At 75.7% G+C, this 24743-nt stretch carries 26 protein-coding genes; 12 read left to right on the plus strand and 14 right to left on the minus strand.

The genetic code is table 11. The annotated features are described in order from the left end of the window. Positions 1–34 precede the first annotated feature (34 nt). Together ACL02T_RS21635 and ACL02T_RS21640 are read left to right on the plus strand one after the other, a co-directional pair. Positions 35–496 (plus strand): VOC family protein, encoded by a 462-nt coding sequence (locus tag ACL02T_RS21635; RefSeq protein ID WP_412832551.1) that lies wholly within the window; start codon positions 35–37, stop codon positions 494–496. Positions 497–566: 70 nt separating this feature from the next. Beyond that, on the plus strand, positions 567–1109 hold the full coding sequence (locus tag ACL02T_RS21640; protein WP_412832552.1) for a hypothetical protein: 543 nt from the start codon (positions 567–569) through the stop codon (positions 1107–1109). Here the strand turns inward: ACL02T_RS21640 and ACL02T_RS21645 are convergent. The 5 genes from ACL02T_RS21645 to ACL02T_RS21665 all read right to left on the minus strand — a co-directional run bounded on the left by ACL02T_RS21645 (position 1064) and on the right by ACL02T_RS21665 (position 5607). Beyond that, the gene (locus ACL02T_RS21645) at positions 1064–1813 is read right to left on the minus strand and encodes a DUF2334 domain-containing protein (RefSeq protein WP_412832553.1); all 750 of its coding nucleotides are present in this window, start codon (positions 1811–1813) and stop codon (positions 1064–1066) included. The genes ACL02T_RS21640 and ACL02T_RS21645 overlap by 46 nt on opposite strands. Positions 1814–2026: 213 nt before the next feature. After that, positions 2027–2863 (minus strand): phosphoribosylaminoimidazolesuccinocarboxamide synthase, encoded by an 837-nt coding sequence (locus tag ACL02T_RS21650; protein ID WP_412832554.1) that lies wholly within the window; start codon positions 2861–2863, stop codon positions 2027–2029. Next, a complete protein-coding gene (purB, locus tag ACL02T_RS21655; RefSeq protein WP_412832555.1) occupies positions 2860–4278 on the minus strand; it encodes an adenylosuccinate lyase in 1419 nt (472 codons plus the stop codon). The genes ACL02T_RS21650 and purB overlap by 4 nt, the downstream gene beginning before the upstream one ends. 19 nt (positions 4279–4297) lie before the next feature. Then, entirely contained in the window at positions 4298–4855 is a 558-nt protein-coding gene (locus tag ACL02T_RS21660; protein ID WP_412832556.1) for a TetR/AcrR family transcriptional regulator, read from the minus strand. A 29-nt stretch (positions 4856–4884) separates the two neighbouring features. Further along, positions 4885–5607 (minus strand): hypothetical protein, encoded by a 723-nt coding sequence (locus ACL02T_RS21665; RefSeq protein ID WP_412832557.1) that lies wholly within the window; start codon positions 5605–5607, stop codon positions 4885–4887. A gap of 197 nt (positions 5608–5804) precedes the next feature. On the opposite strand from ACL02T_RS21665, the gene ACL02T_RS21670 reads away from it, so the two are divergent. Next, positions 5805–6905 carry a threonine aldolase family protein gene (locus tag ACL02T_RS21670; protein WP_412832558.1) on the plus strand — a complete coding sequence of 367 codons (1101 nt, stop codon included), beginning with the start codon at positions 5805–5807 and terminating at the stop codon, positions 6903–6905. On the opposite strand, the gene ACL02T_RS21675 is transcribed toward ACL02T_RS21670, so the two are convergent. The 4 genes from ACL02T_RS21675 to purD form a co-directional block, all read right to left on the minus strand. Beyond that, on the minus strand, positions 6829–7629 hold the full coding sequence (locus ACL02T_RS21675) for a potassium channel family protein (RefSeq protein ID WP_412832559.1): 801 nt from the start codon (positions 7627–7629) through the stop codon (positions 6829–6831). The genes ACL02T_RS21670 and ACL02T_RS21675 overlap by 77 nt on opposite strands. A 7-nt stretch (positions 7630–7636) precedes the next feature. Continuing rightward, the gene (locus ACL02T_RS21680) at positions 7637–8758 is read right to left on the minus strand and encodes a pyridoxal phosphate-dependent aminotransferase (RefSeq protein ID WP_412832670.1); all 1122 of its coding nucleotides are present in this window, start codon (positions 8756–8758) and stop codon (positions 7637–7639) included. 269 nt (positions 8759–9027) lie between these two features. Continuing rightward, complete coding sequence (locus tag ACL02T_RS21685) at positions 9028–9294, minus strand: hypothetical protein (protein WP_412832560.1); 267 nt, start codon at positions 9292–9294, stop codon at positions 9028–9030. 295 nt (positions 9295–9589) lie between these two features. Beyond that, a complete protein-coding gene (gene purD / locus ACL02T_RS21690) occupies positions 9590–10852 on the minus strand; it encodes a phosphoribosylamine--glycine ligase (RefSeq protein WP_412832561.1) in 1263 nt (420 codons plus the stop codon). Between the two features lie 249 nt (positions 10853–11101). Between purD and ACL02T_RS21695 the strand changes: the two genes are divergently transcribed. Further along, positions 11102–12112, plus strand: a complete 1011-nt coding sequence (locus tag ACL02T_RS21695; protein ID WP_412832562.1) for a glycerophosphodiester phosphodiesterase — start codon at positions 11102–11104, stop codon at positions 12110–12112. On the opposite strand, the gene ACL02T_RS21700 is transcribed toward ACL02T_RS21695, so the two are convergent. The 4 genes from ACL02T_RS21700 to acs form a co-directional block, all read right to left on the minus strand. After that, positions 12102–13037 (minus strand): alpha/beta fold hydrolase, encoded by a 936-nt coding sequence (locus tag ACL02T_RS21700; RefSeq protein ID WP_412832563.1) that lies wholly within the window; start codon positions 13035–13037, stop codon positions 12102–12104. The two genes, ACL02T_RS21695 and ACL02T_RS21700, sit on opposite strands and share 11 nt — an antisense overlap. A 5-nt stretch (positions 13038–13042) precedes the next feature. After that, complete coding sequence (locus ACL02T_RS21705) at positions 13043–13546, minus strand: phage holin family protein (protein ID WP_412832564.1); 504 nt, start codon at positions 13544–13546, stop codon at positions 13043–13045. Between the two features lie 149 nt (positions 13547–13695). Beyond that, positions 13696–14139 carry an alternative ribosome rescue aminoacyl-tRNA hydrolase ArfB gene (gene arfB, locus ACL02T_RS21710; RefSeq protein ID WP_412832565.1) on the minus strand — a complete coding sequence of 148 codons (444 nt, stop codon included), beginning with the start codon at positions 14137–14139 and terminating at the stop codon, positions 13696–13698. A gap of 173 nt (positions 14140–14312) precedes the next feature. Further along, positions 14313–16286, minus strand: coding sequence for an acetate--CoA ligase (gene acs / locus ACL02T_RS21715; protein WP_412832566.1), 1974 nt, complete (start codon positions 16284–16286; stop codon positions 14313–14315). A 174-nt stretch (positions 16287–16460) separates the two neighbouring features. Here acs and ACL02T_RS21720 point away from each other — a divergent pair, with 174 nt between their 5' ends. Continuing rightward, on the plus strand, positions 16461–17204 hold the full coding sequence (locus tag ACL02T_RS21720; protein WP_412832567.1) for an oxidoreductase: 744 nt from the start codon (positions 16461–16463) through the stop codon (positions 17202–17204). A gap of 341 nt (positions 17205–17545) precedes the next feature. On the opposite strand, the gene ACL02T_RS21725 is transcribed toward ACL02T_RS21720, so the two are convergent. Further along, a complete protein-coding gene (locus ACL02T_RS21725) occupies positions 17546–18484 on the minus strand; it encodes an HAD family hydrolase (RefSeq protein ID WP_412832568.1) in 939 nt (312 codons plus the stop codon). A gap of 560 nt (positions 18485–19044) precedes the next feature. Between ACL02T_RS21725 and ssd the strand changes: the two genes are divergently transcribed. From ssd to ACL02T_RS21760, 7 genes are all read left to right on the plus strand, one after another. Then, on the plus strand, positions 19045–20142 hold the full coding sequence (ssd, locus tag ACL02T_RS21730) for a septum site-determining protein Ssd (RefSeq protein ID WP_412832569.1): 1098 nt from the start codon (positions 19045–19047) through the stop codon (positions 20140–20142). After that, positions 20139–21344: a TadA family conjugal transfer-associated ATPase gene (locus ACL02T_RS21735; RefSeq protein WP_412832570.1), complete on the plus strand. Its 1206-nt coding sequence runs from the start codon at positions 20139–20141 to the stop codon at positions 21342–21344. Before ssd ends, ACL02T_RS21735 begins: the two co-directional genes overlap by 4 nt. After that, on the plus strand, positions 21341–22147 hold the full coding sequence (locus ACL02T_RS21740) for a type II secretion system F family protein (RefSeq protein ID WP_412832571.1): 807 nt from the start codon (positions 21341–21343) through the stop codon (positions 22145–22147). Before ACL02T_RS21735 ends, ACL02T_RS21740 begins: the two co-directional genes overlap by 4 nt. Continuing rightward, complete coding sequence (locus ACL02T_RS21745) at positions 22144–22968, plus strand: type II secretion system F family protein (RefSeq protein WP_412832572.1); 825 nt, start codon at positions 22144–22146, stop codon at positions 22966–22968. The genes ACL02T_RS21740 and ACL02T_RS21745 overlap by 4 nt, the downstream gene beginning before the upstream one ends. 141 nt (positions 22969–23109) lie before the next feature. After that, positions 23110–23442 carry a DUF4244 domain-containing protein gene (locus tag ACL02T_RS21750; protein ID WP_412832573.1) on the plus strand — a complete coding sequence of 111 codons (333 nt, stop codon included), beginning with the start codon at positions 23110–23112 and terminating at the stop codon, positions 23440–23442. Further along, a complete protein-coding gene (locus ACL02T_RS21755) occupies positions 23442–23798 on the plus strand; it encodes a TadE family type IV pilus minor pilin (protein WP_412832574.1) in 357 nt (118 codons plus the stop codon). The genes ACL02T_RS21750 and ACL02T_RS21755 overlap by 1 nt, the downstream gene beginning before the upstream one ends. Before the next feature lie 104 nt (positions 23799–23902). Further along, positions 23903–24364 (plus strand): Rv3654c family TadE-like protein, encoded by a 462-nt coding sequence (locus ACL02T_RS21760; RefSeq protein ID WP_412832575.1) that lies wholly within the window; start codon positions 23903–23905, stop codon positions 24362–24364. The last annotated feature ends 379 nt before the right edge of the window (positions 24365–24743 follow it).

Raw genomic sequence — 24743 nt, forward strand, 5'->3', positions numbered from 1 at the left:
TCTGATCTGAGGCCCGACGAACTGGAGCAGCACCATGAGCCGCCACGTCCAGATCACCGTCGACGCCCGCGACCCGCGGGCGCTGTCCTCCTTCTGGCGCGACGTGCTGGGCTACGTCCACCCCGGCCCGCCCGGCGTGGACCTGACCGCCGGCGCCGACCCGCTGGCCGCGTGGGACGACTTCCTCGCGCGGATCGGCGTGCCCGAGGAGCAGCGGAACTCGCGCTCGGCGATCGAGGACCCGGACGGGCGGGGGCCTCGGCTGTTCTTCCAGCAGGTGCCGGAGGAGAAGGTCGGCAAGAACCGCCTCCACCTCGACGTCCGCGCCGCTCCCGGGCTGCAGGGGAAGGAGCGGATGGCCGCGCTGGAGGCCGAGTGCGAGCGGCTCGTCGCGCTGGGTGGTGCCCGGCTGCGCCGCTGCGAGCCCGCTCCCCCGATGAGCGCCGGCTTCATCGTGATGGCCGATCCGGAGGGGAACGAGTTCTGCCTCGACTGACGGCGCCCGGCTCGCCCCGGATCGGGCTCGGGTGTCATCGAGCGGCCCGGACCGGGTACCGCGACGCGACATGGCACCCCGCCGCTCTCCCGCCTCGTCCCCGCTGTCCGGAACCCCGCTCGCCGGCAGGTACCCGGCCTCGGTCGCCATGGCGTTGCTCGCCCTGGCGCCGTTCATCGTGCTGTCGACCGCGACCACGCTGCTCGACGACGACCTCGCGACCGACCTGGACGCGAGCCGCTACGGGTTGCCGCTCGCCGGGGCGCTGTCCAACGCCACCTACGCCTTCGGTGCGGTCGCCGCGGCCGCCACCCTGCTGCCGTTCGCGGGCGTGGCCTGGCTCAACCGCGGCTCGTTCACCTCGCCCGGCTTCCTCGTCCCGCTCGTCCTCGGGCTCGCCGCGCTGGTCACCCTCGTGGTGCGGCAGTACCGCAAGCGGGAGGCCCTGATGCCGGTCACGGTCATCGCGCACACCCTGCCGGGGACCGGATCGGGCTGGCGATGGTCGTGGGCACCGCCTTCACCACGCCGGTCGAGGTGGCCACGGTCCATCTCGGGCCCGGTCCCTCAGGCGGTGCGGGCGGCCGGGGCGGTGGCGGACAGTGCCGCGTAGGTCGTGGGCCAGGCGCCCGCGGCGAGGACGGCGTCGACCGTCCCCAGCACCGTGCGGATCCGGTCGGGACGGTGGAGGTCCTTGGCGCGCACCCCGATCCGCACCAGGCCGGAGCGCCGGGCGATCCGCAGCGCCTCGCCGTGCAGGACCCGGCAGCGCCACGCCTCGGCCCGCGTGCGGTCCTCGCGGGACACCACGGCCTCCAACCGGAAGCCGAGGGGGCGGGCCCGCAGCAGCACCCCGTCGCCGAACAGGTGGACGCCGGCCTCGTCGAGGCACATCCGGAAGCCCTGCGCACGCACGGCCTCGACGGTGCCGGGCGAGGCGAGCCAGCGCGGGGCGGCGAACAGCGCGGTGGCCAGGCCGAGCCCGGTGACCGCACGGCGGGCGGCGGTGAGCCGGAGCCCGGCCTCGTGCCGGGGCAGGGCGGCGAACTCGCCCTTGCGCCCGACGCCGCCGCGGCGGGCCGGGTCCGGGGTGTGGTCGTACCCGTGCAGGGCGAGTACGTCGGCGCCGCGGGTGCGGTCGCGCAGCCAGGACAGCAGCTGCGGCGACGGCGGCCCCTCCGGCGAGGCGGGCTGCACGAGGTGGGTCAGCGGGACGCCGCGCCGGTCGAGGTCGGCGGCCAGCGCGCGGGCGCGGGGCAGGGCGTCGCCCCGGGCGTCGGTGAGCCCGGAGAGCGAGACGACCAGTCGGGCAGGCATGCCCCGAAGGGAACGCGCCCGATGTGAACGCCCGACGACCCCGCTGTGAGAACCGCGTGATGCTTGCCCGACGCCCGCACACCGCGTCCGGAGCAGCGTTGTGGAACCACACTGCGCCAGAAACCGGTCCGAGATCGCGTCATGGAACCATACTGCGCCAGAAACCGGTCCGGAGATCGCGTTGTGGAACCATACTGCGGCTCCTCGCCGGGGCTACTCCCAGGCGCTGCCGGTGATCCGCTCGTAGACCTCGGCGTAGCGGGCCCGCACCGCCGCGACGACCTCCGGCGGGACCTCGGGACCCGGCTCGGTCTTGTCCCAGCCCGTGGACAGGGCCCACTCCCGCGCGTACTGCTTGTCGAAGCTGTACTGCGGGCGGCCGGGCTCCCACTGGTCGGCCGGCCAGAACCGCGACGAGTCCGGGGTGAGCACCTCGTCGCCCAGCACGATCTCGCCCGTAGCCGGGTCCCGGCCGAACTCCAGCTTCGTGTCGGCGAGCAGGATCCCGTTCTTCTCGGTGATCGCCGCGCCCATCCGGTAGACCTCGAGCGTGAGGTCCCGGATCCGCGCCGCGGTCTCGGCGCCCACCAACCGCTCGACGTCCGCGAACGTGATCGCCTCGTCGTGCTGCCCCTTCGGCGCCTTGCTCGACGGCGTGAAGATCGGCTCCGGGAACCGCGACCCGTCCTCCAGCCCGGGCGGCAGCGCGATCCCGGACACGGTCCCGGTCTCGCGGTACTCCGTGAGCCCACCGCCGGTGAGGTAGCCGCGGGCCACGCACTCGACGGGCAGCATCTCCAGCCGCCGGCACCGCACGGCGCGGCCCGCGAACTCCTCGGGGACGTCCGTGGAGCTCAGGACGTGGTGCGGCACCAGGTCCGCGACCTTGTCGAACCACCAGAGGGAGAGCGAGGTGAGGATCTTGCCCTTGTCCGGCACCGGCGTCGGGAGGATGACGTCGAACACCGAGAGCCGGTCCGACGCGACCAGGACGATGTCGCCCCGATCGGAGTAGATGTCCCGGACCTTGCCCGAGTGCAGCAGCTTCACAGGATCGCCCCGGGCGTGTAGGCGGCGGCCTCGGGCAGCGCGTCGGTGATCTCCGCGACCTGCGTGACGACCGCGGCGACCTGCGCGGTCGCGGCGCCGGTGAAGGACAGCGGGTCGGCGAGCAGCCCGTCGAGCAGGCCGGCCGGGAGCCCGAGCCGCTCGTCCGCCTGCAGGCGCTCGACCAGGTCGTTGTCCTGCTGGCCCTTCTCGCGCATGGCGAGCGCGACGCCGACCGCGTGCTCCTTGATCACCTCGTGGGCGGTCTCCCGGCCGACCCCGGCCCGCACCGCCGCCATCAGCACCTTCGTGGTGGCCAGGAAGGGCAGGTACCGGTCCAGCTCGCGGGCGATCACGGCCGGGTAGGCCCCGAACTCGTCGAGCACGGTCAGGGTGGTCTCGTACAGCCCGTCGAGGGCGAAGAAGGCGTCGGGCAGCGCGACCCGGCGGACGACGGAGCAGAACACGTCGCCCTCGTTCCACTGCGCGCCGGCCAGCTCGGCCGCCATCGACGCGGTGCCGCGCAGCACGACCATCAGCCCGTTGATCCGCTCGGCGGACCGGGTGTTCATCTTGTGCGGCATCGCGCTCGACCCGACCTGGCCGGGCTTGAAACCCTCGGTCGCGAGCTCCTGGCCGGCCATCAGCCGGATCGTGGTGGCGAGCGACGACGGCGCCGCGCCCAGTTGCACGAGCAGCGAGCAGACGTCGTGGTCGAGCGAGCGCGGGTACACCTGCCCGACGCTGGTGAACACGCCCGCGAAGCCGAGGTGCCCGGCCACCCGGCTCTCCAGCTCGGCGAGCTTGGCCGCGTCGCCGTCGAGCAGGTCGAGCATGTCCTGGGCGGTGCCGACCGGGCCCTTGATCCCGCGCAGCGGGTAGCGCGCCCGCAACTCCTCCAGGCGCCGGTACGCCACGAGCAGCTCGTCGGCGGCGGAGGCGAAGCGCTTGCCGAGCGTGGTGGCCTGCGCGGCGACATTGTGGCTGCGGCCGGCCATGACCAGCTCGGCGTACTCCGACGCCCGGCGCGCCAGCCGGGCCAGCACCGCCACCGTCCGGTCCCGGACCAGCTCCAACGACAGCCGCATCTGCAGCTGCTCGACGTTCTCGGTGAGGTCGCGGCTGGTCAGGCCCTTGTGCACGTGCTCGTGGCCGGCGAGGGCGTTGAACTCCTCGATGCGGGCCTTCACGTCGTGGCGCGTCACGCGCTCGCGCTCGGCGATCGAGGCCAGGTCGACCTGCTCGAGCACGCGCTCGTAGTCGGCGATCGTCTGCTCCGGCACGTCGACACCCAGATCGCGCTGCGCCTTCAGCACCGCGATCCACAGCCGGCGCTCCAGCACGATCTTGTACTCGGGCGACCAGATCTCGACCAGCTCGGGGCTCGCGTACCGCGCGGCCAGCACGTTGGGGATCACGTCTGACCAGGGTACGTGGCTACAGAACGCGCAGGAGCGCCGCCCGCGCGGTGGCCCTCGGGTCCGGGTCGGCCTCGATCAGCGCGGACAGCACCGCCCCGTCGACGACCTCGACCACCCGCCGCAGTCCGCCCGGGTCGAGCCGGTGTCCCCCGCGGGCCAGCGCCTCGGTGAGCAGGCCGTCGAGCTCCACGCGCAGGGTGCGCATCAACGGCGCCAGATAGGGCCGGCGCCCGGCCCCGACGAGCTGCTCGTAGCGCAGCAGCACGGCGTCCAGCCCGCCCTTGCGCGAGTCCCGCCCCAGCAGCTGGTCGAGGACCAGCTCGAGCGGGTCGGCCTCGGTGCCCGCCTCGAGCTCGGCGCGGCCCGCGGCGAGGTCCTGCCGGCTGGTGAGCTCGACCGCCGCCGTGACCAGCTCCTCCAGCGAGCCGAAGTAGTACGTCGTCGAGGCGAGCGGGAGCCCGGCCCGCTCGGCGACCGCACGGTGCCGGACGGCGTCGAACCCGCCCTCGCGCAGGAGCTCGCCCGCGGCCGCGGCGAGCGCGTGCTTGCGGCGCTCGCCCTTCTCCGTGGTCACGCCCCCAGTCTGCCCGGGCGCGTCCGGGTTCAGAGCCGGGGGCCGAGCGCCTCGGCCAGCGCGGGGACCCGGTCGGCGAAGGGGACACCGCCGGAGTCCGCGGCGCCGCGCGAGGTCACCACCACGGTCCCGCCCGAGGCGGTCGGCGCCTTCGCGGTGGCCCAGCCGACCGCGGTCCCGGTCTGGACGGGCGGCTCGCCGCGCGGGGTGTAGACGACCGTGAACAACCCGGTGAGCGCGGCGTCGGTCACCTCGAGGTTCACCTCGCGGCCGCCGGCCGGCCGGCAGATCATCGTGGTCGGCGCCTCCCGCGCGGCGGCCAGCGCGGGCAACGCCTCGTCGACCAGCGCCCGCAGCTGCGGGTCCTGCGGGTTCACGCAGTCCCCCGCGGCCGGCCCGAGCGGGTCTCCCGGCGGTGCGGCCGCCGCCCGGGGCACCGCCGCGTCCGCGGCCGAGCCGCGGCCGGCCTGCTCCGGCGCCGCCCCGTCGGGAGCCGGGACGGCCTGCAGGGCGCCGGGCACCGGTGCCGCCTCATGGGCCGGGGCCGCCGCCAACGTCAGGGCGCCACCGTCACGGCTGAGCACGACCCCGGTCGCTCCCCCACCGGCCAGCGCGATCACCGCCGCGGCGACACCCCCCGTGACCAGCCTCCGGCGCCGGGCGAGCCGTCGGGAGCCGGCGAGCACGTCCGCGTGGTCGGAGCCGGCCACGGGCGGGTCCTGCACGGCGGCCCGTTCGGCGGCGTCGTCCACTCCCTGCCCTCCCTCCCGACCGTCACCACCCGGACGGTCCGCACGGTGACCACGGTTGCACCCGGGCCCGGAACTCACCCGTCCGGCCCAGCGTCGTGACCTTTCCGTGACCCGGCGGCACCCTACGTGGCAGGAAGTGACAGAATCCCCGCTCGATGCGGACCCCGACGCGACCCCGGCGCCCTGCGGCGAGAGCCGTGACCCCGGCCGTCTCCTCGGCCCGGGCCACGGTGGACAGACCGGGCCCGGACGCCCCGATCGACCTCCGGTCGGACACGGTCACCCGGCCCACCCCCGAGATGCGCGCGGCGATGGCCGACGCCGAGGTGGGCGACGACGTCCTCGACGGCGATCCCACGATGCGCGAGCTGGAGGAGCGGGTCGCCGAGCTCCTCGGCGCCTCCGCCGCGCTGTGGACGCCCAGCGGCTCGATGGGCAACCTCATCGCGCTGATGGCCCACCTGCAGCGGGGCGACTCGTTCCTCGCGCCCCGGGGCGCGCACGTCCTCGACGCCGAGCTGGGCACGGCCGCGTGGCTGGCCGGCGGCATGCCCCAGCCTCTCGAGCACGACGCCGGCCCCGGCGCGGTCTCCGCCGGCGCGGTGCGCCGGGCCGCGGGCACCGCCGGGCCGTACTACACGCTACGCACCCGGCTGCTGTGCCTGGAGAACACGCACAACGCCGCGGGCGGCACGGTCACCCGTCCCGAGGAACACGCCAGGGTCGCCGGAGCGGCCAGGACCGCCGGTCTCGCGGTCCATCTCGACGGGGCGCGCCTCTGGCACGCGGCGGTGAAGCTCGGCGTGCCGCCGGGCGCGCTGACGGTCGGGTCCGACACCGTGCAGGTCTGCCTGTCGAAGGGGCTGGGCGCACCGGTCGGCTCCGTCGTCGCCGGCTCCGTCGAGTTCGTCGAACAGGCCCGGCGGCTGCGCAAGATGCTCGGCGGCGGGGTGCGGCAGGGCGGGGTGCTGGCCGCCGCGGGGCTGGTCGCGCTCGGCCGGATCGACCGGCTGGCCGAGGACCACGCCCGGGCCACCGCGCTCGCGGCCGGCCTGCGCGAGCGCGGCTGGCGGGTGCAGGAGCCCGAGACCAACATCGTCCTGGTCACGGTCGCCGACCTGGCCGGGACGCTGACCCGCTTCGCCGAGGCCGGGGTCCGGGCCAGCGCCATGGCCGGCAAGGTCCGGTTGATGACCCACGCCGAGGTCGGCGACGCCGACGTCAGCGCCGCGCTCGACCGGATCGGTCCGCTGGAGCCTCGTCCGACGAGCGTTCCAGCTCGTCGAGGCGCGCGTTGAGCCGCCGCACCTCGCCGAGGAGCAGGTCGAGCTTCCGCTCGTTCGCGTCGATCTCCTGCTCGGTCCGCTCCGAGGACTGCCGCAGGTGCTCGACGAACCAGCTGGCGATGGACGCGGTCACCACACCGAGCAGCGCGATCCCCGCGATCATGAGCGCGGAGGCCACGATCCGGCCCTCGACCGTCACCGGGTAGCGGTCGCCGTACCCGACGGTGGAGATCGTGGTCAGGGTCCACCAGAGCGCGCCGCCGAAGGTCGTGATGGACGAGTCGGGTGCGTCGCGCTCCGCGTCGAGCACCGCCAGCGACGCCACGAACCCGACCAGGACCACCGTGCCCGCGACGTAGACGGTCACCCGGCCCCGGAAGTCCTCGCGCAGCTGCCGGTTGAGCACGCTGATCACCGTGACGATCCGCAGCACGCGCAGCTGCCGGAACATCGGCAGCAGCAGGACCAGCAGGTCCAGCAGATGGGCCCGGACGAAGCGACCGCGCCGGCGGGCCAGCGCGAGCCGGACGAGATAGTCCGCGCCGAAGATCGCCCAGATCCCGGTCAGCGCGATGTCGATCCTCGTCTCGGTCGTGGCGGTCTTCGTCGTGTCGAGCACGTCCCAGGCGTAGAGGCCGAGGAAGGCGACCGCGAGGCCCGTCAGCGGCCAGTCGAGCCGGCGGTTCCAGCGCGCGATCCGGGGTTCGTCGGCGTAGGGGTCGTGCGGCGCAGCCATCCCGCGCTCACCTCCGTCGTGCCACGAACGGCTGCAACCGCTCGAGCGCCTCGGTGATCGGTTCCGTCGCACCGGCGAAGGACAGCCGCACGTAGCGGTGGCCGTCCACCGGGTCGAAGTCGACGCCCGGGGCGACCGCGATCCCGGTCTCGTCCAGCAGCTCGTAGGTCAGCCGCATCGAGTCGTCGGTGAGGTGCCCGACGTCGGCGTAGACGTAGAACGCCCCGTCGGCCGGCGCGAGCCGCTCGATCCCCAGCGCGGGCAGCCCGCGCAGCAGCAGGTCCCGGTTCACCGCGTAACGCTGCACGTGCGAGTCCGCCTCGGCGTAGGACTCCGGGGTGAACGCGGAGACGGCCGCGTGCTGCGGGAGCGCCGGCGGGCAGACGGTGAGGTTGCCCGCCAGCCGGTCCACCGCCCGCCGCAACCGCTCGGGCACCAGGAGCCAGCCGAGCCGCCAGCCCGTCATGGAGAAGTACTTCGAGAAGGAGTTGACCACGATCGCCTCGCGCGAGGTCTCCCAGGCACACGCCGTCGCCGGCGAGCCCGGATAGCCGATGCCGTGGTAGATCTCGTCGCTCACGAACCGGATCCCGCGCTCCTCGCAGTGCCGCGCGAGCCCGGCCAGCTCCGCCGGGTCCAGCACCGTGCCCGTCGGGTTCGCCGGGCTGGCCACGATCAGGCCCTGCACGGGCTCGTCGAGCTCCTCCAGCATCTCGACCGTCGGCTGGAACCGGGTGGCCGGCCCGCACGGCAGTTCGACGACCTCGCAGCCCAGGGCGGTGAGGATGTTGCGGTAGCAGGGGTATCCGGGGCGGGCCATCGCGACGCGGTCCCCGGCGTCGAACGCGGCGAGGAAGGCGAGCAGGAAGCCGCCGGATCCCGCGGTGGTGACGACGACGTCGTCGGGCTCCACGACGAGGCCGTGGGCGTGCCCGTAGTGGCCGGCGATGCCCGCGCGCAGCTCGGGGATGCCGAGGGCCACGGTGTAACCGAGCACCTCGGTCTCCAGCGCCGCCGCGGCGGCAACCCGCACGGGGGCGGGCGCGGGGGTGGAGGGCTGGCCCGCGGACAGGTTGATCAGGTCACCGCGGGTGCGCTGCCGCTCGCCGGCCGCCGCCCAGACGTCCATGACGTGGAAGGGAGCGATGCCGGACCGCGCCGAGGGGCCGGCGATCCCGGGGTTCACGGAGGTCACGCCCGCGAGCCTACGAAACCCGGACCCGGGGGGGTGCGGGGCGGCACCGCCACTCGTGCCCACGTCCGGCCGGGGACCGTGCGGCCGGACGCGTGGGGAAGCCCGGGCCGGCGCCGGGCGGGTCGTCGGGGGACCCGCCGGGCGCCGGGACGACCGGGCCGGACGGCGGTCAGGGGCGGTCCGCCGCCCGGCCCTCTCGCCGATCAGCTCTCGAACTGGCCCGTCAGCACGCCGACGACGTCGAAGACCTGCTTGTCGGTGGCGGCGACGCTCTCGTCGACGTACTCGAGGGCCGGCTCCAGCGGCGGGGTGCCGTAGGTGACGTTCTCGTCGAGGTAGGCGCCGACCGGCGCCAGCTCGGCCGCCGAGGCCGGCCCGGCGACCGCGAGCATCGCGGCCGGGGCGGCGACGGCGGCGAAGCCGACCTTCGCGAGCGTCGGGCGGGTGGTGCGGGGAGCGTGCGAACCCATGGGATCTCGCTTTCGGGGGGACGGATTCTCTCGGTCCGCCGCGCACGACGACGGGCGCGGCGACGGGGGAACCCTGTCCGCCCGGCCCCTGATGATCAACCCGCGGCGGCCCGCTTTACCCGCTGTTTGCCTGCCGACAACCAGGGCTGAACGGATCGGCCGACGGATCCGAACGGCCTAACCGCAGCTCAGGTGCCGTCCGGCAGGTGGGCCGGATCCGGGAGACGACGAACGCCCGTCGGCAACGGGCGGGCAACCCCTCGGAAACCTGCACCACGGGGGTGTGAAGCGAAGATCACCGGCCGGGGATCGAGATCTCGCCCTTCTCCGCGCGGAGGGCGATGTCGGTGCGATGGTGCGAGCCGGGGAGGTGGATGCCCTCGACCCTCCGGTAGACGTCGGCGCGGGCCGCGGCGAGGTCCGGGCCGGTGCCCACCACGGACAGCACGCGCCCACCCGCCGAGACCACCGCACCGTCGTCGCGCCGCCGGGTGCCCGCGTGCAGGACGCCCTCGGCCTCGGCCCCGGTGACGACGTCGCCGAGCCGCGGCGTGCCGGGGTACCCCTCGGCGGCCACGACGACGGTGACGGCCGCGCCGTCGCTCCACTCGAGTGCGGGATGGTCGGCGAGCGTGCCGGTGGCGACGGCGTGCAGCACCCCGGCGAGCGGGGTGCGCAGCAGGGCCAGCACGACCTGGGTCTCCGGGTCGCCGAAGCGGCAGTTGAACTCGATGACCGCCGGCCCGTTCGAGGTCAGTGCGAGGCCGGCGTAGAGCAGGCCGCTGAAGGGCGTGCCACGCCGCGCGAGCTCGTCGGCGACCGGCTGGACCACCCGCGCGACCAGCTCGTCCACCAGGCCCTCGCCGGCCCACGGCAGCGGCGCGTACGCACCCATGCCGCCGGTGTTGGGCCCGGCGTCGCCGTCGCCGACCCGCTTGAAGTCCTGGGCGGGCACCAGCGGCACCACCGTCGTGCCGTCGACCAGGCAGAACAGGGAGGCCTCCGGGCCGTCCAGGTAGGCCTCGAGCAGCACCGGGTGGCCCTCGTCGAGCAGGTGCATGGCGTGTGCCCGCGCGACGTCCAGGTCCTCGCTGACCACCACACCCTTGCCGGCGGCCAGCCCGTCGTCCTTGACGACGTAGGGCGGGGTGAAGCGGGCCAGCGCGGCGTCGAGGTTCGCGGGGGTGTCCACGACGACCGACGTCGCCGTCGGCACGCCCGCGGCGGCCATGACGTCCTTGGCGAACTGCTTGGAGCCCTCGATGCGGGCGGCCGCGGCACCGGGGCCGAAGACCGGGATGCCCGCCTCGCGGACGGTGTCGGCCACGCCGGCGACGAGCGGCACCTCGGGCCCGATCACCACCAGCCCGGCCGCCCAGTCCCGGGCGAGCGCCACGACGGCGGCGCCGTCGCGGACGTCCAGCCCGTGCTGCTCGGCCACCGCGGCGGTGCCCGCGTTGCCGGGGGCGCAGGCCAGCGCCGTCACCTGGGGGTCCTGCGCCAGGGCGAGGACGAGGGCGTGTTCTCGGGCTCCGCTCCCGACGACCAGTACGCGCACGGGGCACGAGCCTAGGCCGTGTTCGGAAAGTCCTGGTCGATGGGCTTCGTGATCCAGGTCGTGTCCGGCAAGGCGCCGTCCCGGCCGCATGACCCCCCTCACCCGTCCGGGGCGTTCCGGCCGTCCGCGTGGGTAGCCTCGCGAGCCCCCGCCCGGCGTTCACCGGATCGACGCCCGGCGGACGCGTCCCCGACTCCCCCTCCGCGCAGGCTGGCAACGAGCCGTTTCCCCGCGAAAGGACACCTCCCCGTGCCCACCGCGCTGCTCACCGCCCCGGCGACGTACGCCCCCCTCGTCATCGCCCACCGCGGCGCCTCCGGCTACCGGCCCGAGCACACGCTCGCCGGCTACGAGCTGGCCGCCCGGATGGGCGCCGACTACCTCGAACCCGACCTGGTCAGCACGGCCGACGGCGTGCTCGTCGCGCGGCACGAGCCGATGATCGGCGACACCACGGACGTCGCGGCGCACCCGGAGTTCGCCGGCCGGCGCACGGTTCGCCAGATCGACGGGCGCACGGTCGAGGGCTGGTTCGCCGACGACTTCACCCTGGCCGAGCTGCGCACCCTGCGGGCGGTCGAGCGGTTGCCGCACCTGCGCCAGGAGAACACCGTCTACGACGGGCTGTTCACCGTGCCGACCCTCGACGAGATCCTCGAGCTGCGCGCCCGGCTCTCCGCCGAGCTGGGCCGGGAGATCGGCGTCTACCCGGAGACCAAGAACCCCACGTACTTCGCGGGGCGCGGGCTGCCCTGCGAGCCCGCGCTCGTCGCGGCGCTACGTGCGCACGGGCTCGACCGCGCCGACGCGCCGGTGTTCGTGCAGTCCTTCGAGACCGCCAACCTGCGGGCCCTGCACGAGCAGGTCCCGGTGCGGCTCATCCAGCTGCTCGACGACGCGGGGGCCCCCGCCGACCTCGTCGCAGCCGGGGACCCACGCACCTTCACCGACCTCACCCGGCCCGGCGAGCTGGCCGCGATCGCCGAGTACGCCGCGGGCATCGGGCCCGCCAAGGAGCTGGTGATCCCGCCCGACCGCGGGCCGACCACCCTCGTGGCCGACGCCCACGCGGCCGGCCTGCTCGTGCACGCCTTCACGTTCCGCAACGAGAACTCGTTCCTGCCCGACGGGATGCGGCGGGCGGGGCGCGAGGCGGACCACGGCGACGTGTTCGCCGAGTACCGCGCCTTCCACGCGGCGGGCGTCGACGGCGTGTTCACCGACTATCCCGACACCGCGGTGGCGGCGTTCAGCCTCTGAGCTGCCCCAGTATCGCCCCGGTCGTCGCGTCCGGACGCTCCTCGTGCGGGAAGTGCCCCGTCCCGGGCAGGACGTGGTGGGCGAACGGTCCGACGACCCAGCGGGACGAGGCCCGCGCCGTCCGCTCGAGCAGGCAGCGGTCGTCCGCGCCGTGGATCTGCAGGACGGGCACCTCCGCGGGCCGGGCCACGGCGGCGGCGAACCGGCGGCCCTCGGCCCGGAACTGGGAGCGCAGCGCCCAGCGGTAGTACTCCAGACAGCAGTGCGCCACCGTCGAGATCTGCATGGCCTCGCGGTTGCGCCGGGCCGCCTCGGCGAAGTCGGCGGTCCGCACCCAGTCCGGGCCCGACCACGCCCGCATGATCCGCTCGACCCGGGCGCCGTCGTCGGCGCGCAGGGAACGCTCGGGATGCCGCGGGAGCTGGAACCCGAGGGCGTAGCCGGCGGTCGCGCGAAGCTGGCCGCGGGGGTCACGCACCGTGGAGGAGCGGATCGCGAGCGGGTGCGGGGCGTCGACCACGGTGAGCGTGCGGACCAGCCGCGGGTGCAGCGCGGTGAGCGTCCAGGCGATCAGGCCGCCCCAGTCGTGCCCGACGACGTGCGCCTTCGGCTCGCCCGACGCCCGGATCAGGCCCGCGACGTCGCCGGCGAGGGTCCACAGGTCGTAGCCGCGGGGCGGTTTGTCCGAGTCGCCGTAGCCGCGCAGGTCCACCGCCATCGCGCGGAAGCCCCCGGCGGACAGCGCGACCAGCTGATGCCGCCAGGACCACCAGAACTCCGGGAAGCCGTGCAGGAGCACGACGAGCGGGCCGTCGCCGGCCTCCACGGTGTGCAGCCGGATCCCGTTCGCGGACACCGACCCGTGACGCCAGGGGCCGGGGACCCGGACGGACGACGGGTCGGGCCGCGGGCCACCCCGACCCATGCGGCTCAGCGGGCGGTGCCGCCCAGCTGGGGAGCACCGTCGGACTGGGCCCTCCCCCGGTTCTGCAGCACCTCGGCCGTCTCCTTGAGCGAGGAGATGGTGCGCTCCGGCTTGCGGATCTTCTTCACCCGCCGGTAGCCGATCAGCGCCGCCACGCCGGCGGCGAGGAGCATGATGCCGAACACGATGCCGAACGCCGCGGCCCGGTTCAGCCAGATCGACAACAGCTCGCCGATGGCGAAGAAGAAGAAGAACAGGCTGAACAGGGCGATGACCAGCGCGACGATGAAGAAGACGCTGCCCTGCACGCCCTTCTTGACCTCGGTCGTCACCTCGGCCTTGGCGAGCTCCACCTCGGAGCGGATCAGCGTCGAGACGTGCGTGGTGACGTCGCGGACGAGGGCGCCGATCGACTGCTCGCCGGAGCCGGGTGCGGGCTCCTTCGACAGCGGGATCGATGGCAGCACGGGCGGAACGTCCGTGCCGCTGGAGCTGGTCGGGGTGGCCACCGCGGTCCCTCCTGCGTTGTCGAGCGGGTCCTCCGCACCGGCGGGGCCGGTCGGCGAATGGTCATCGTGCCACGGCGACCGGCACCGTGCCTGGGCGGATGCGCGGTCCACGGTGGTCGTCCCCGGATCGTGGCCCGCCGCCCCCGCGGTCACTCCTCGGGGCGGGACCGCAGCCTCTTGACGGCACCGCGGCGGATCTTCGCGTCCACCCGGCGGCGCTGCGAGCCCTTCGTCGGTCGCGTGGGGCGCCGCGCCGGCGGGTCGGCCGCGGTGGCGGCACGCAGCGCCCGGGTGAGCCGTTCGCGGGCCGCCTCGCGGTTGCGGAGCTGGCTGCGGTGCTCGCTCGCGACCACCGTCAACACGCCGTCGACCAGCCGCCCGCCGAGCCGGTCCACAGCCCGTTCCCGCAGGTCGTCGGGCAGGCTGGGGGAGCCCCCGACGTCGAACGACAGCTCCACGCGCGAGTCGGTGGTGTTCACGCCCTGCCCGCCGGGCCCGGAGGAGCGGGAGAACCTCCACCGCAGCTCGCGTGCGGGCACGACGACCCCGCGGCGTACGACCACGCCGCCCTCGAGTTCCCCGCTCTCCGTCACGGAGCCAGCATGACCCATCCGACCGTCGCACGAACGGCACTCTTGTGCGGACCTACCGCACGAACGGCACTCTCGTGCAGCTCACCGCACGAACGGCACCTTTGTGCGGACCTACCGCACGAACGGCACTCTCGTGCGGGTCGGCCGCACGGGAGTGCCGATGGCGTCGGGGTTCAGTCCTCGCCCTCGCCCTCCTTGAGGCCGGTCTGGATCAGGTCCATGACCGCGGAGTCGGCCAGCGTCGAGACGTCACCGACCTCGCGGTTCTCCGCCACGTCCCGCAGCAGGCGGCGCATGATCTTGCCGGAACGGGTCTTCGGCAGCTCGTCCACGACCATGATCTGGCGCGGCTTCGCGATCGGTCCGATCTCCTTCGAGACGTGGTTGCGCAGGGCCGCGATGGCGTCGGCGCCCTTCGCCTCGTCCTGGGCCACGTTCCCGCGCAGGATGACGAACGCGACGATCCCCTGGCCCGTCGTGGGGTCCGACGCGCCGACGACCGCGGCCTCGGCGACCGTCGGGTGCGAGACCAGGGCGGACTCGACCTCGGTGGTCGAGATGCGGTGGCCCGAGACGTTCATCACGTCGTCCACCCGGCCGAGCAGCCAGATCGCGCCGTCCTCGTCATACTTCGCACCGTCGCCGGCGAAGTAGTAGCCCTGCTCGGCGAAACGCGACCAGTAGGTGTCGCGGTAGCGCTCCTCGTCGCCCCAGATGGTGCGCAGCATCGACGGCCACGGCTTGTCCAGCACGAGGTAGCCACCCTGGCCGTGGCCGACCGGCGTGCCGTTCTCGTCGACGATCGCCGCGCCGATGCCGGGCAGCGGGCGCATCGCCGAGCCCGGCTTGGCCGCGGTCACGCCGGGCAGCGGCGAGATCATGATCGCCCCGGTCTCGGTCTGCCACCAGGTGTCCACGATCGGGCAGCGCTCGCCGCCGATGACCTGGCGGTACCACATCCAGGCCTCGGGGTTGATCGGCTCGCCGACGGAGCCCAGGACCGCGAGCGAGGACAGATCGTACTTCTCGGGGATCTCCTTGCCCCACTTCATGAAGGTGCGGATCAGCGTCGGCGCGGTGTAGTAGATCGTGACGCCGTACTTCTGCACGATCTCCCAGTGCCGGCCCTCGTGCGGGGTGTTCGGCGTGCCCTCGTACATCACCGACGTGGCGCCGTTGGCCAGCGGCCCGTACACGATGTAGGAGTGCCCGGTGACCCAGCCGATGTCGGCGGTGCACCAGTACACGCTCTCGCCCGGCTTGTGGTCGAACACCACGTCGTGCGTGTAGGCGGCCTGGGTCAGGAAGCCCCCGGAGGTGTGCAGGATGCCCTTCGGCTTCCCGGTGGTGCCCGAGGTGTAGAGGATGAACAGCGGGTGCTCGGAGTCGAAGTCCTCCGGCGTGTGCCGGTCCGAGGCGGCCTCGACGGCGTCGTGCCACCAGACGTCCCGGCCCTCGGTCCACGGCACGTCGGTCTCGGTGCGCTTGACCACAAGGACGTGCTCGATCGTGGTGCCCTCGACCGCCTGGTCGGTGTTCTCCTTCATCGGCGCGGGCTTGCCGCGGCGGAACTGCCCGTCCGAGGTGATCAGCACCTTGGCCTCGGCGTCCTCGATGCGGGCCTTCAGCGCGCCCGGGGAGAACCCGCCGAACACCACGCTGTGCAGTGCACCCAGCCGGGCGCAGGCCAGCATCGAGAACACGGCCTCGGGGATCATCGGCAGCTGGATCGCGACCCGGTCGCCGGTGCCCACGCCGAGCGCCGCGAGCGCGTTCGCGGCCCGGCAGACCTCGCGCTGCAGGTCGGCGTAGGTGATCGTGCGGGTGTCGCCCGGCTCCCCCTCCCAGTGGAAGGCGACCCGGTCCCCGTTGCCGGCCTCGACGTGCCGGTCCACGCAGTTGTAGGCGACGTTCAGCTTCCCGCCCACGAACCACTTCGCGAACGGGGCCTCCCAGTCCAGCACCCGCTCCCAGCGGGTACCCCAGGCCAGCCGGTCGGCCTGCTCGGCCCAGAAACCCTCACGATCCGCGTCCGCCCGCTCGTACCAGTCCGCCGTGGCGTTGGCCTGCCCCGCGAACTCCTCGCTCGGGGGGAAGCTCCGGCTCTCGGTCGAGAGGTTGTCGAGCGTCGCTCCGGACTCGGCCATCTCTGGTGCCCTCCTCTAGCCGTGGCGCTTCGGCGCACCGGCGCATCCCGCGGTGGCGCGCACGTCACCGAAAACGTAGTGCTCCGAATGCGCCTGCGCACCGTCAGTACGGAGAGGCGATACGGAGGGGCCACCCCCCGGTCGGACGGGAGGCTCCGGTGGCAGCATGGCGCGGTGCCCGCCCGTACGGACCCGCTCGCCCCGCTGATCGAGCTGCCCGGGGTCGCCGACGCCGTCGCCGGTGCCCGCGCAGCCCTCGTCCCGGTGCACAACCACCAGGTCAACCGGCGAGGCTGGCCCGCCACGTCCGCCGAGGCGGCATTGCGCGGGGCGCGGGCGTCCGCGGCGCTCGACGGCGCCCCGCTCACCCCCGCCCGGGAGGACCACGTCACCGATCCGGTGCTGGCGGGCGCGGTCCGCGTGGCCGACGAGGCGACGAAGCTGCTCGCGGTGTGGAAGGGCGCGCCGCTGCAGGCGCTCGCGCGGCTGCACGTGCTGGCGGCGACCGACCTGATCCCGGTCGAGGAGCACGAGGCCCGGCTCGGGCGCCCGCGCGAGGGTGCGTCGGCCCGGCTGGGTCTGCTGGCCGACCTCGTGACGGGCGGGACCTCGGTGCCCGCGCCGGTCGTCGTCGCGGTCGTGCACGGCGAGCTGCTCACGCTGCGCACCTTCGGGACCGCCGACGGCGTCGTCGCCCGGGCGGCGGCCCGGCTCGCCGCGGTCGCGACCGGGTTCGACCCCAAGTCGCTCGCCGTGCCGGAGGTCGGGCACCTGCGCCGTGCGCAGGAGTACCGCGCCGCCGCGGAGGGCTTCGCCGGGGGGACGCCGGAGGGCCTGCGGGAGTGGATCCTGCACTGCTGCCGGGCCTGGGAGGCCGGGGCGCGCGAGGGCATGTCCATCGCCGACGCCCGGGCCTGAGCACCGCCCGACACGTGAAGGGGCGGTGCCCCTCCACCGTGACGGGAAAGGGGCACCGCCCACTCGCACGAGACTCCGGGATCCAGGCGTGCACTACGTGTCGTGCTCCGGCCTCGGCGTCCGGCGTCCCGGTACGCAGGCCCACGACGACATGCCTCCCGCGGCGTGCTGTGCGTGGAGTGCCCGGCGATCGTGCACGGAGCTCCGGGAAGGGGAGCCGTTGCTTCTCTGCCGCCCCGGCCCTGGCCTCTCGAAGGTCCGTGAGGCCATTCGTACCCCGTGGGCGGCACCACATCAAGGGGTTCGCGGAGGTGCACCGGTTCAGCTCCGGAGGGTGGTGATCAACGCCCCGCGACGCGACCCGGACGGCGGATGCGGGCCACGGCGACGTCGTTCAGAATGCCCCCTACCTGCGGAAATCCGCTGCCCCCCACGCGGGTCCGCTGCGCCCACCATCCGGAGCCACCGGCCGCGGCGAGGCCCAGCCCCGCGGCCGCCAGGCCCAGCCCGGCCGCCGCCGCGGCCAGCGCTTGCGCCCGCGGGCGCAAGCGCGAGCGCAGCGAGATCGGCGCCGCGAAGGTCAGCACCGGCCAGCCCCGCTGCTCCGCCTCGCGGCGCAGCGCCCGGTCCGGGTTGACCACCGTCGGGTGCCCGACGACGAGCAGCAGCGGCAGGTCGGTGATCGAGTCCGAGTAGGCCCGGCAGTCGGCGAGGTCGTAGCCGCACTCGGCCGCGATGGCCCGCGCGGCGACCGCCTTCTCCTCGCCGTAGCAGTAGAAGTCGATCTCGCCGGTGTAGCGGCCGTCCCGCACCGCCATGCGCGTGGCCATGCTGCGGTCGGCGCCGACGAGGGCCGCGATCGGCTCCACCACCTCCAGCCCCGACGCGCTGAGCACCACCACCTCGTCGCCCGCGGCGTGGTGCTCGCCGATCAGCTCCGCGGCCTCCGCGTAGATCATCGGCTCGACGATCTCGTGCAGCGTCTCGGCCACGATGGACCGGACCTGGGCGACCTCCCAACCGGTGGCGAGCGCGGTGATGCGGCGGCGCAGCAGGTCCATCGTGTCCGCGTCGGCCCCCGCGAACAGGAGCAGGAGCTGGGCGTACGCGCTGCGCAGCACGGCACGCCGGCTGATCAGGCCCTGCCGCCGGAAGGGCCGGGAGAAGGCGAGCGCGGACGACCCGGCGAGGATCGTCTTGTCGAGGTCGAAGAACGCGGCGGCCCGCCGCGCGGCCCGGGGAGCGGCCGTTCGTGCGGCGGGAGCTGTCGGAGCGGGCACCGGGAGAGCCTCCCAGACCAGGGGCGACCGACCGGAGCGGGCGCCCGTCGGAGCACGCGGCCGGGGCGGGAATGGGGACGGCCTCCGCCAGGGGGGATTGGCGGAGGCCGTCGGGCGGTTCAGCCCCGGGGGGTCGAGCTGAACCCGCTCGGACGCGGTCCGAGCCGACGACAACTGTAACCGCAAGTACGTCCCGGGGCCATGACTGTCTGCCGGGCGTTCGCCCGACGGGCGGAGCGCACCGGGGCACATGCGGCGCGAGGCGGGTCGGCACTCCGCAGGCACGGCCCGCAGGTCCGGCGTGCGCCGCGGAAGAATCTTCGTTCTTCCCGATCCGACCGCCGGACCCGCCCACCGTGGCGACCGCGCCCGCCCACACGCCCCCGCACGATCGTTGCCCCACGCCCCGACGATTTCGCAGCTCGGCGCCCGTCCCGAGCGGATTTGTCCACACCCGACCCCGACGATCCACAGCGGCGCGATCCGGCCGTCCGACCGGCCCCCGAGGCCGCACGCTGGCAACCGGCCCCGAGGGACGGGGGCGGCGGAGGGAGCGTGCGATGGGTGAGCGGACACTGGTGATGGTCGAGGACCCCGACCTCCTCGACGCCGTGCTCCGGCTGGCGGCGGCCGCGGGGTGCGAGGTGCACCGGGCGGCCGACGCGGCGGACGCGCGGCGGCACTGGGCCGTCGCCCCGTTCGTCCTGCTCGACGAGGAGTCGGCCCGGCGGTGCGTGCACGCGGGCCTACCCCGGCGCGCCGACCTGATGCTGGTCGGCGTCGATCGGGCCTCCCTGGAGGCGCTGGAGTGCGCGGTCGCCCTCGGCGCCGAACAGGCCGTCGAGCTGCCCGCGGCCGAGCCGCACCTGGTCGAGCGGCTCGCCGCCGCGGCCGAGCAGGGCGAGGCGACGGGCGTCGGGCGGGTGCTCGCGGTCGTCGGCGGGAAGGGCGGTGCCGGCGCCTCGGTCCTGGCGGCGGCGGTCGCCGTGGTCGCCGCGTCGGCCGGGGACCGCACCCTGCTCGTGGACTGCGATCCGCTCGGTGGCGGGCTGGACCTGGTGCTCGGGGCCGAGGAGGTCACCGGCCTGCGCTGGCCCGAGCTCACGATCACGGACGGGCGCGTTCCCGCCTCGGCCCTGCACGCCGCGCTGCCCGCGCCCGCACTCAGCCGGTCCGGCGCCGAACTCGGCGTGCTGTCCTGCGCGCGGGCCCCGGCCGGGCCGTCCGCGGGCGCCGTCACCGCCGTCCTCGAGGCGGGACGCCGGGCGGGCGAGACCGTGGTGTGCGACGTCCCGCGCTACCCCACGGACGCGGCCGTCGCGGCCCTCGACGCCGCCGACCTGACCGCGCTGCTCGTCCCCGCCGACGTCCGCTCCTGTGCCGCCGCGGGGCGGGTCGCGGCCGTACTGGCCGAGCAGACGCGCGAGATCGGCCTCGTGGTCCGCGGCCCCTCCCCGGGCGGCCTCGCCCCGGCCGACGTCGCCGCAGCGCTCGAACTCCCCCTGCTCGCTGCGATGAAACCCCAGCCCGGGCTGGCGCGGGCCGTCGAACAGGGCGTCCCGCCCGGGCGGCGCCGCGGCCCGCTCGGCACGGCCGCCCGCGAGCTGCTCACCGTGCTGGCCGGGGCCGGCGGGCCGACCCTGCGGCGGGCCTCGTGAACGCGCTGGTCGACCGCGTCCGTACCCGCCTCGCCGAGGACGGGCGGGAGCCGACCCCCGCGGCGGTCGCCGACGCGGTGCGCGCGGAGTCCGGCGGGGTCGCCTCGGACCTCGACGTGCTCGCCGCCCTCCGGGTGCTGCGCGAGGAACTGGTCGGGGCCGGCCCGCTCGACCCGCTGCTGCGCGATCCGCGCACCACGGACGTCCTGGTGTCCGGGGGCGGCACGGTGATGGTGGACCGGGGGGCCGGGCTCGAGCCCGCGGCGGTCCGGCTGCCGGACGAGGCCGCGGTCCGGCGGCTCGCCCAGCGGCTCGCGCTGGCCGCCGGGCGCCGGCTCGACGACGCCAGCCCCTACGTCGACGGCTGGCTGGCGGGCGGCGCCGACGGCGCGGGTGGTTCCGGCACGGCGCGTGGGGTCCGGCTGCACGCGGTGCTCGCCCCCGTCGCGGCCGACGGGACCTGCCTGTCCCTCCGTGTGCTGCGCCCGGCCGCGCACGACCTCGGCTCGCTCGCCCGGCTCGGCACGCTCGAGCCGACCGCGGAACGGCTGCTCAGGGCGGTCGTCCTCGCCCGGCTCGCGGTGCTGGTCTCGGGCGGGACCGGCTCGGGCAAGACCACGCTCCTCGCGGCCCTGCTCGGTGCCGTCGACCCGGCCGAGCGGATCCTCACGGTCGAGGACGCCCAGGAGCTCCGGCCCCGGCACCCGCAGGTCGTCCGGCTCGTCGCGCGGCCGGCGAACATCGAGGGCGCCGGCGGGGTGACCCTGCGCGACCTCCTCCGTCAGGCGCTGCGGATGCGGCCGGACCGCGTCGTCGTGGGCGAGGTGCGCGGCGCCGAGGTCTGCGATCTGCTGTCGGCGTTGAACACCGGGCACGACGGCGGTGCGGGCACCGTGCACGCCAACTCGGTGCGCGAGGTGCCGGCCCGGCTCGAGGCGCTCGCGGCGCTCGGCGGGATGGAGCGGGCCGCCCTGCACAGTCAGCTTGCCGCGGCGGTGCAGGTCGTGCTGCACATGCGGCGCACCCCGGGTGGCCGGGTGCTCGAGGCGGCCGGCGTGCTCGGCCGGGAGGTGACGGCCGGGCGGGGCGAGGTCGTCGTCCGTCCGGTGTGGCAGCGCGGCCGTGGCTGGACCGCCGACCGCGACCACCTGGGCCGACTCCTCGCCGAGCGCGGCGTCCCGGCCCCGTGGGTCGGCCCGTGAGCGCGGCGGTGCCGGTCCTCCTGGCGGCGGCCCTGCTCTGCGCGCCCGGATCGTCGGCGTCGCGTCGGCTGCGGGTCCTGGCCCCGCTGTCCCCCCGGCACGCCCTGGCCGTTCCGCCGCTCCGCCTGCTCGTCGTGCTCGGCGGTGCCGCGCTCGGCCTGGTGCTCGGCGGCCCGGCGGGCGGGATCGCGGGGGCCGCAGCCGCGGAGGTGGCGCGCAGGCGGAGGTCACGGGCCCGGGAGGGGGCGGCGGCCACCGCGGCCGCCGGTGAGCTGGCCGACGCCGTCTCGCGGATCGTCGAGGAGCTGCGCAGCGGGTCGCACCCCGCGGCCGCCCTCGGCGGAGCCCGCTCGGACGGCCCGCTGGCGGCGCAGGCGCTCGCCCCGGCGGCCGCCGCCGCGCGCCTGGGCGACGACGTGCCGGCGGCCCTCGACCGGTGCGCCGCCGGATGCAGCGACCTGGTGGCCACGGAGCTGCGACGCCTCGCCGGGGCCTGGTCGCTGGCCGACCGGCACGGCGCCCCGCTGGCGGATCTGCTGTCCGGCACGCTCGCCGATCTGCGCTGGCGGCTCGCCTTCGCGGCCCGGGTCCGGGCCCGCCTGGCCGGGCCCCGCGCCACCGCCGGCGTGCTGACCGCCCTGCCGCTGCTCGGGCTCGGACTGGGTCACCTGCTCGGCGCCGATCCGCTCCGTGTGCTGCGCGACGGGCTGCTCGGCCAGGCCCTGCTGCTCGTCGGCTCCGGGCTGCTGCTCGCCGGTCTGCTCTGGAGCGACCGGATCGCGGCGGGACCGGTGACCCGATGAGCGCCGCGGTGTCGGCCGAGGACCCGGGACCGGCGGTGGCGCACGCGATCGCGGGATCCGGCGCTCCGCCACACGCGTCGCTCGCCGCCGCGCTGGCGCTCCTCGCGGTCGCGCTGCTCGTGGGTGGCGCCTCGGGTGCCCGGGCCCGACTGGCCGGGGTGATCGGCCGGCCCGCGCCCGCGCCCGGTCCGGCCGTCCCCCTGCGCCGCCGCTGGACCGCGGTGTGCGGGCTGGCCGTGTGCGTCGTGGTCTGGACCACGGCCGGTGGTCCGTCGGCCGGCACGGGCGGAGCGGTCGGCGGTGTCCTGGTCGGCGCGGCAGCCGCAGCGGGCCTGCACCTCCTGGTGACCCGGGCGGCGTCCCGACGGACCCAGCACGCCGACCCCTCCGGGCTCGCGGCGGGCTGGGAGCTCCTGGCCACCTGCCTCGACGCCGGGCTGCCCGTCCCCGCGGCCGCCGAGGCCGCGGCGCTGCGCATCGACGGCGCGGTCGGCGCCGGTCTGCGCCGGGCCGCCGGGCTGGTCGAGCTCGGTTCGGCACCATTCGAGGCGTGGACCGCGGTGGCGGCCGTGCCGGGTCTCGAGGCGTTCGGCCGGGCCGCCGTCCGCTCGGCGGACACGGGCGCGGGCCTGGCCCGGGTGGCGCGGACGGAGGCGGCGCGGCTCCGCGCGGGCCTCACCGATGCCGCCGAGGCGAGGGCGGAGCGCGCCGCCGTGCTGATCGCCGCGCCCCTCGGCGTCTGTTTCCTGCCGGCCTTCCTCGCCCTGGGTATCGCGCCGGTCGTCATCGGCCTCGCCGGGGAGGCGCTGGCGCGATGGTGACCGTCCCCCCCCGCAGCCCGGCCGCCGCCTCGTCCCCCGGTCGAGCGCCGACGGTGTCCGCACGTCGCGGACCCGCGCTCGCGCCGGATCGTCCACGCCCTGTCGCCCGACTCCCTGTAGCCCGCGAACCGAGGAGGACCGATGTCCCTGCCCGCCCCCTTCCTGCCCACCCCCTTCCCGCCCATCTCCGCCCCGCCCGCTCCCGAACCGCGCCACGACGGCCACCCCGGGCCCCGCCACGAGGTGCACCTCCGCTCCTCGGTCACTCGCATCGGGCGCCGGCTCGCCGCCCTCCTCCGCGCCGCCGCAGCCCGGCTGACCTCCGACGACCGCGGCATGTCGACGGTGGAGTACGCGATCGGCACGCTGGCCGCGGCGGCGTTCGCCGCGGTGCTCTACACCGTCATCAGCGGCGACTCGATCGTCACGGCGCTGACGCAGCTCGTGCAGCGCGCGCTGTCGGTCACGTTCTGATGTGTCGGGCCGAGCGTGGTGCGGTCACCGTCGAGGCGGCGATCGCGCTGGGCGCGCTCACCCTCGTCGTCCTCGCCGCGCTCGGCGCCGTGGCCACGGTCGCCGCCGCGGTCCGCTGCACCGACGCCGCCCGCGAACTCGTCCGGCTCGCCGCACGGGGGGAGGCCGACCGCGGGCGGGCCGTGGCCGCCGCACTGGCTCCGAGCGGCGCGGCGATCGAGCTGACCGTGGCCGGCGCGGAGGTGCGGGCCGTCGTCCGGGCAGCGCCGGTCGGGCCACTGCCGCTCCGGGTCAGCGGGCACGCCGTCGGTGCCGTCGAACCCGGTGCGATCGCCGGGCCGGGGGCGGGCTTGTGAACGCCCGAGGAGCACGACGCCGCCACCCGGGACCGCACGGCGGTGCGACGCAGGGCTCCGCAGAACCTCGCCCGGCGCCACCGCACGGCGCACATCTGCGTCCCGTGCCCCCTCGCGCCACCTCCCCACGCACCACACCGTCACGGGACCGGGGTTCCGCGACCGTGTGGGCGGCGTTCGCCGCGGTCGCGCTCCTGGCGGTCACCGCGTTCCTCCTCGACGTCGGCGGCGCGGTGCTGGCCCGCCACCGGGCGGAGGCGTCCGCCGACCTCGCGGCACTCGCCGCCGCGGGCGACCCGGTCCAGGGCGAGGAGGTCGCGTGCGCCGCGGCGCACCGGGTCACCGACGGGACGGGTGCCGAGCTCACCCGGTGCACCCTCGACGGCTGGCATGCGCTCGTCGAGTTGCAGGTACGGCGTCCGTGGGCGCTCCTCGCCCCACCTGCGGCGACGGGCCGTGCGCACGCCGGGCCCGTCCCCGACGGAGCGACGGATCCGCCGACCGCCGACCCCGCCGAACCCGTTCCCACCCGGTCGGTTCCGGAGCCACCAGGGACGATCCGGTGAACGGTCGCGGGAGCCCGGTGAACGGTGTCTCGTGTCCGGTCACGGCCACCCGCAGCCGCGCGGGTGACGGCGGCCCGTCGGTCGACTCCGACACCCGCGCTCGTCGTGGCGCCGGAACCGATCGGCGACCGCGTCTGGCGGGCCCCCGCGCCGACCGGGCCTACTGAACACGGCACGGCGGGGTCGACACGCAGGGCGGTCGGCGCCACCAGCCACCGGCACGCTCCCCAGACCGCGGTGGGACCGAGGCGCTCCGTCGCTGACCCCCGTACGGACCCACCGCTCGCGGGCCGCCGCCGGCCGGCCCGGCCCCCGACGGGCCGGCCGGCGGCGGCCGTCGACTCCTCCCACGCGGCTGCCGTGGGCTCCACCCGCGGGC

Source organism: Pseudonocardia oceanicola (assembly GCF_047200735.1).
In the GTDB taxonomy this organism is placed as follows: Bacteria; Actinomycetota; Actinomycetes; order Mycobacteriales; family Pseudonocardiaceae; genus Pseudonocardia.

What these genes read in the sequence shown, in the direction of transcription:
- ACL02T_RS21680 (WP_412832670.1), bottom strand. Translation starts at nt 8,758, where the DNA reads ATGGACGTCTGGGCGGCGGCCGGCGAGCGGCAGCGCACCCGCGGTGAC.
- ACL02T_RS21755 (WP_412832574.1), top strand. Translation starts at nt 23,442, where the DNA reads ATGTGTCGGGCCGAGCGTGGTGCGGTCACCGTCGAGGCGGCGATCGCG.
- ACL02T_RS21635 (WP_412832551.1), top strand. Translation starts at nt 35, where the DNA reads ATGAGCCGCCACGTCCAGATCACCGTCGACGCCCGCGACCCGCGGGCG.
- ACL02T_RS21700 (WP_412832563.1), bottom strand. Translation starts at nt 13,037, where the DNA reads ATGGGTCGGGGTGGCCCGCGGCCCGACCCGTCGTCCGTCCGGGTCCCC.
- ACL02T_RS21645 (WP_412832553.1), bottom strand. Translation starts at nt 1,813, where the DNA reads ATGCCTGCCCGACTGGTCGTCTCGCTCTCCGGGCTCACCGACGCCCGG.
- ssd (WP_412832569.1), top strand. Translation starts at nt 19,045, where the DNA reads ATGGGTGAGCGGACACTGGTGATGGTCGAGGACCCCGACCTCCTCGAC.
- ACL02T_RS21685 (WP_412832560.1), bottom strand. Translation starts at nt 9,294, where the DNA reads ATGGGTTCGCACGCTCCCCGCACCACCCGCCCGACGCTCGCGAAGGTC.
- acs (WP_412832566.1), bottom strand. Translation starts at nt 16,286, where the DNA reads ATGGCCGAGTCCGGAGCGACGCTCGACAACCTCTCGACCGAGAGCCGG.
- ACL02T_RS21675 (WP_412832559.1), bottom strand. Translation starts at nt 7,629, where the DNA reads ATGGCTGCGCCGCACGACCCCTACGCCGACGAACCCCGGATCGCGCGC.
- ACL02T_RS21745 (WP_412832572.1), top strand. Translation starts at nt 22,144, where the DNA reads ATGAGCGCCGCGGTGTCGGCCGAGGACCCGGGACCGGCGGTGGCGCAC.
- ACL02T_RS21640 (WP_412832552.1), top strand. Translation starts at nt 567, where the DNA reads ATGGCACCCCGCCGCTCTCCCGCCTCGTCCCCGCTGTCCGGAACCCCG.
- ACL02T_RS21750 (WP_412832573.1), top strand. Translation starts at nt 23,110, where the DNA reads ATGTCCCTGCCCGCCCCCTTCCTGCCCACCCCCTTCCCGCCCATCTCC.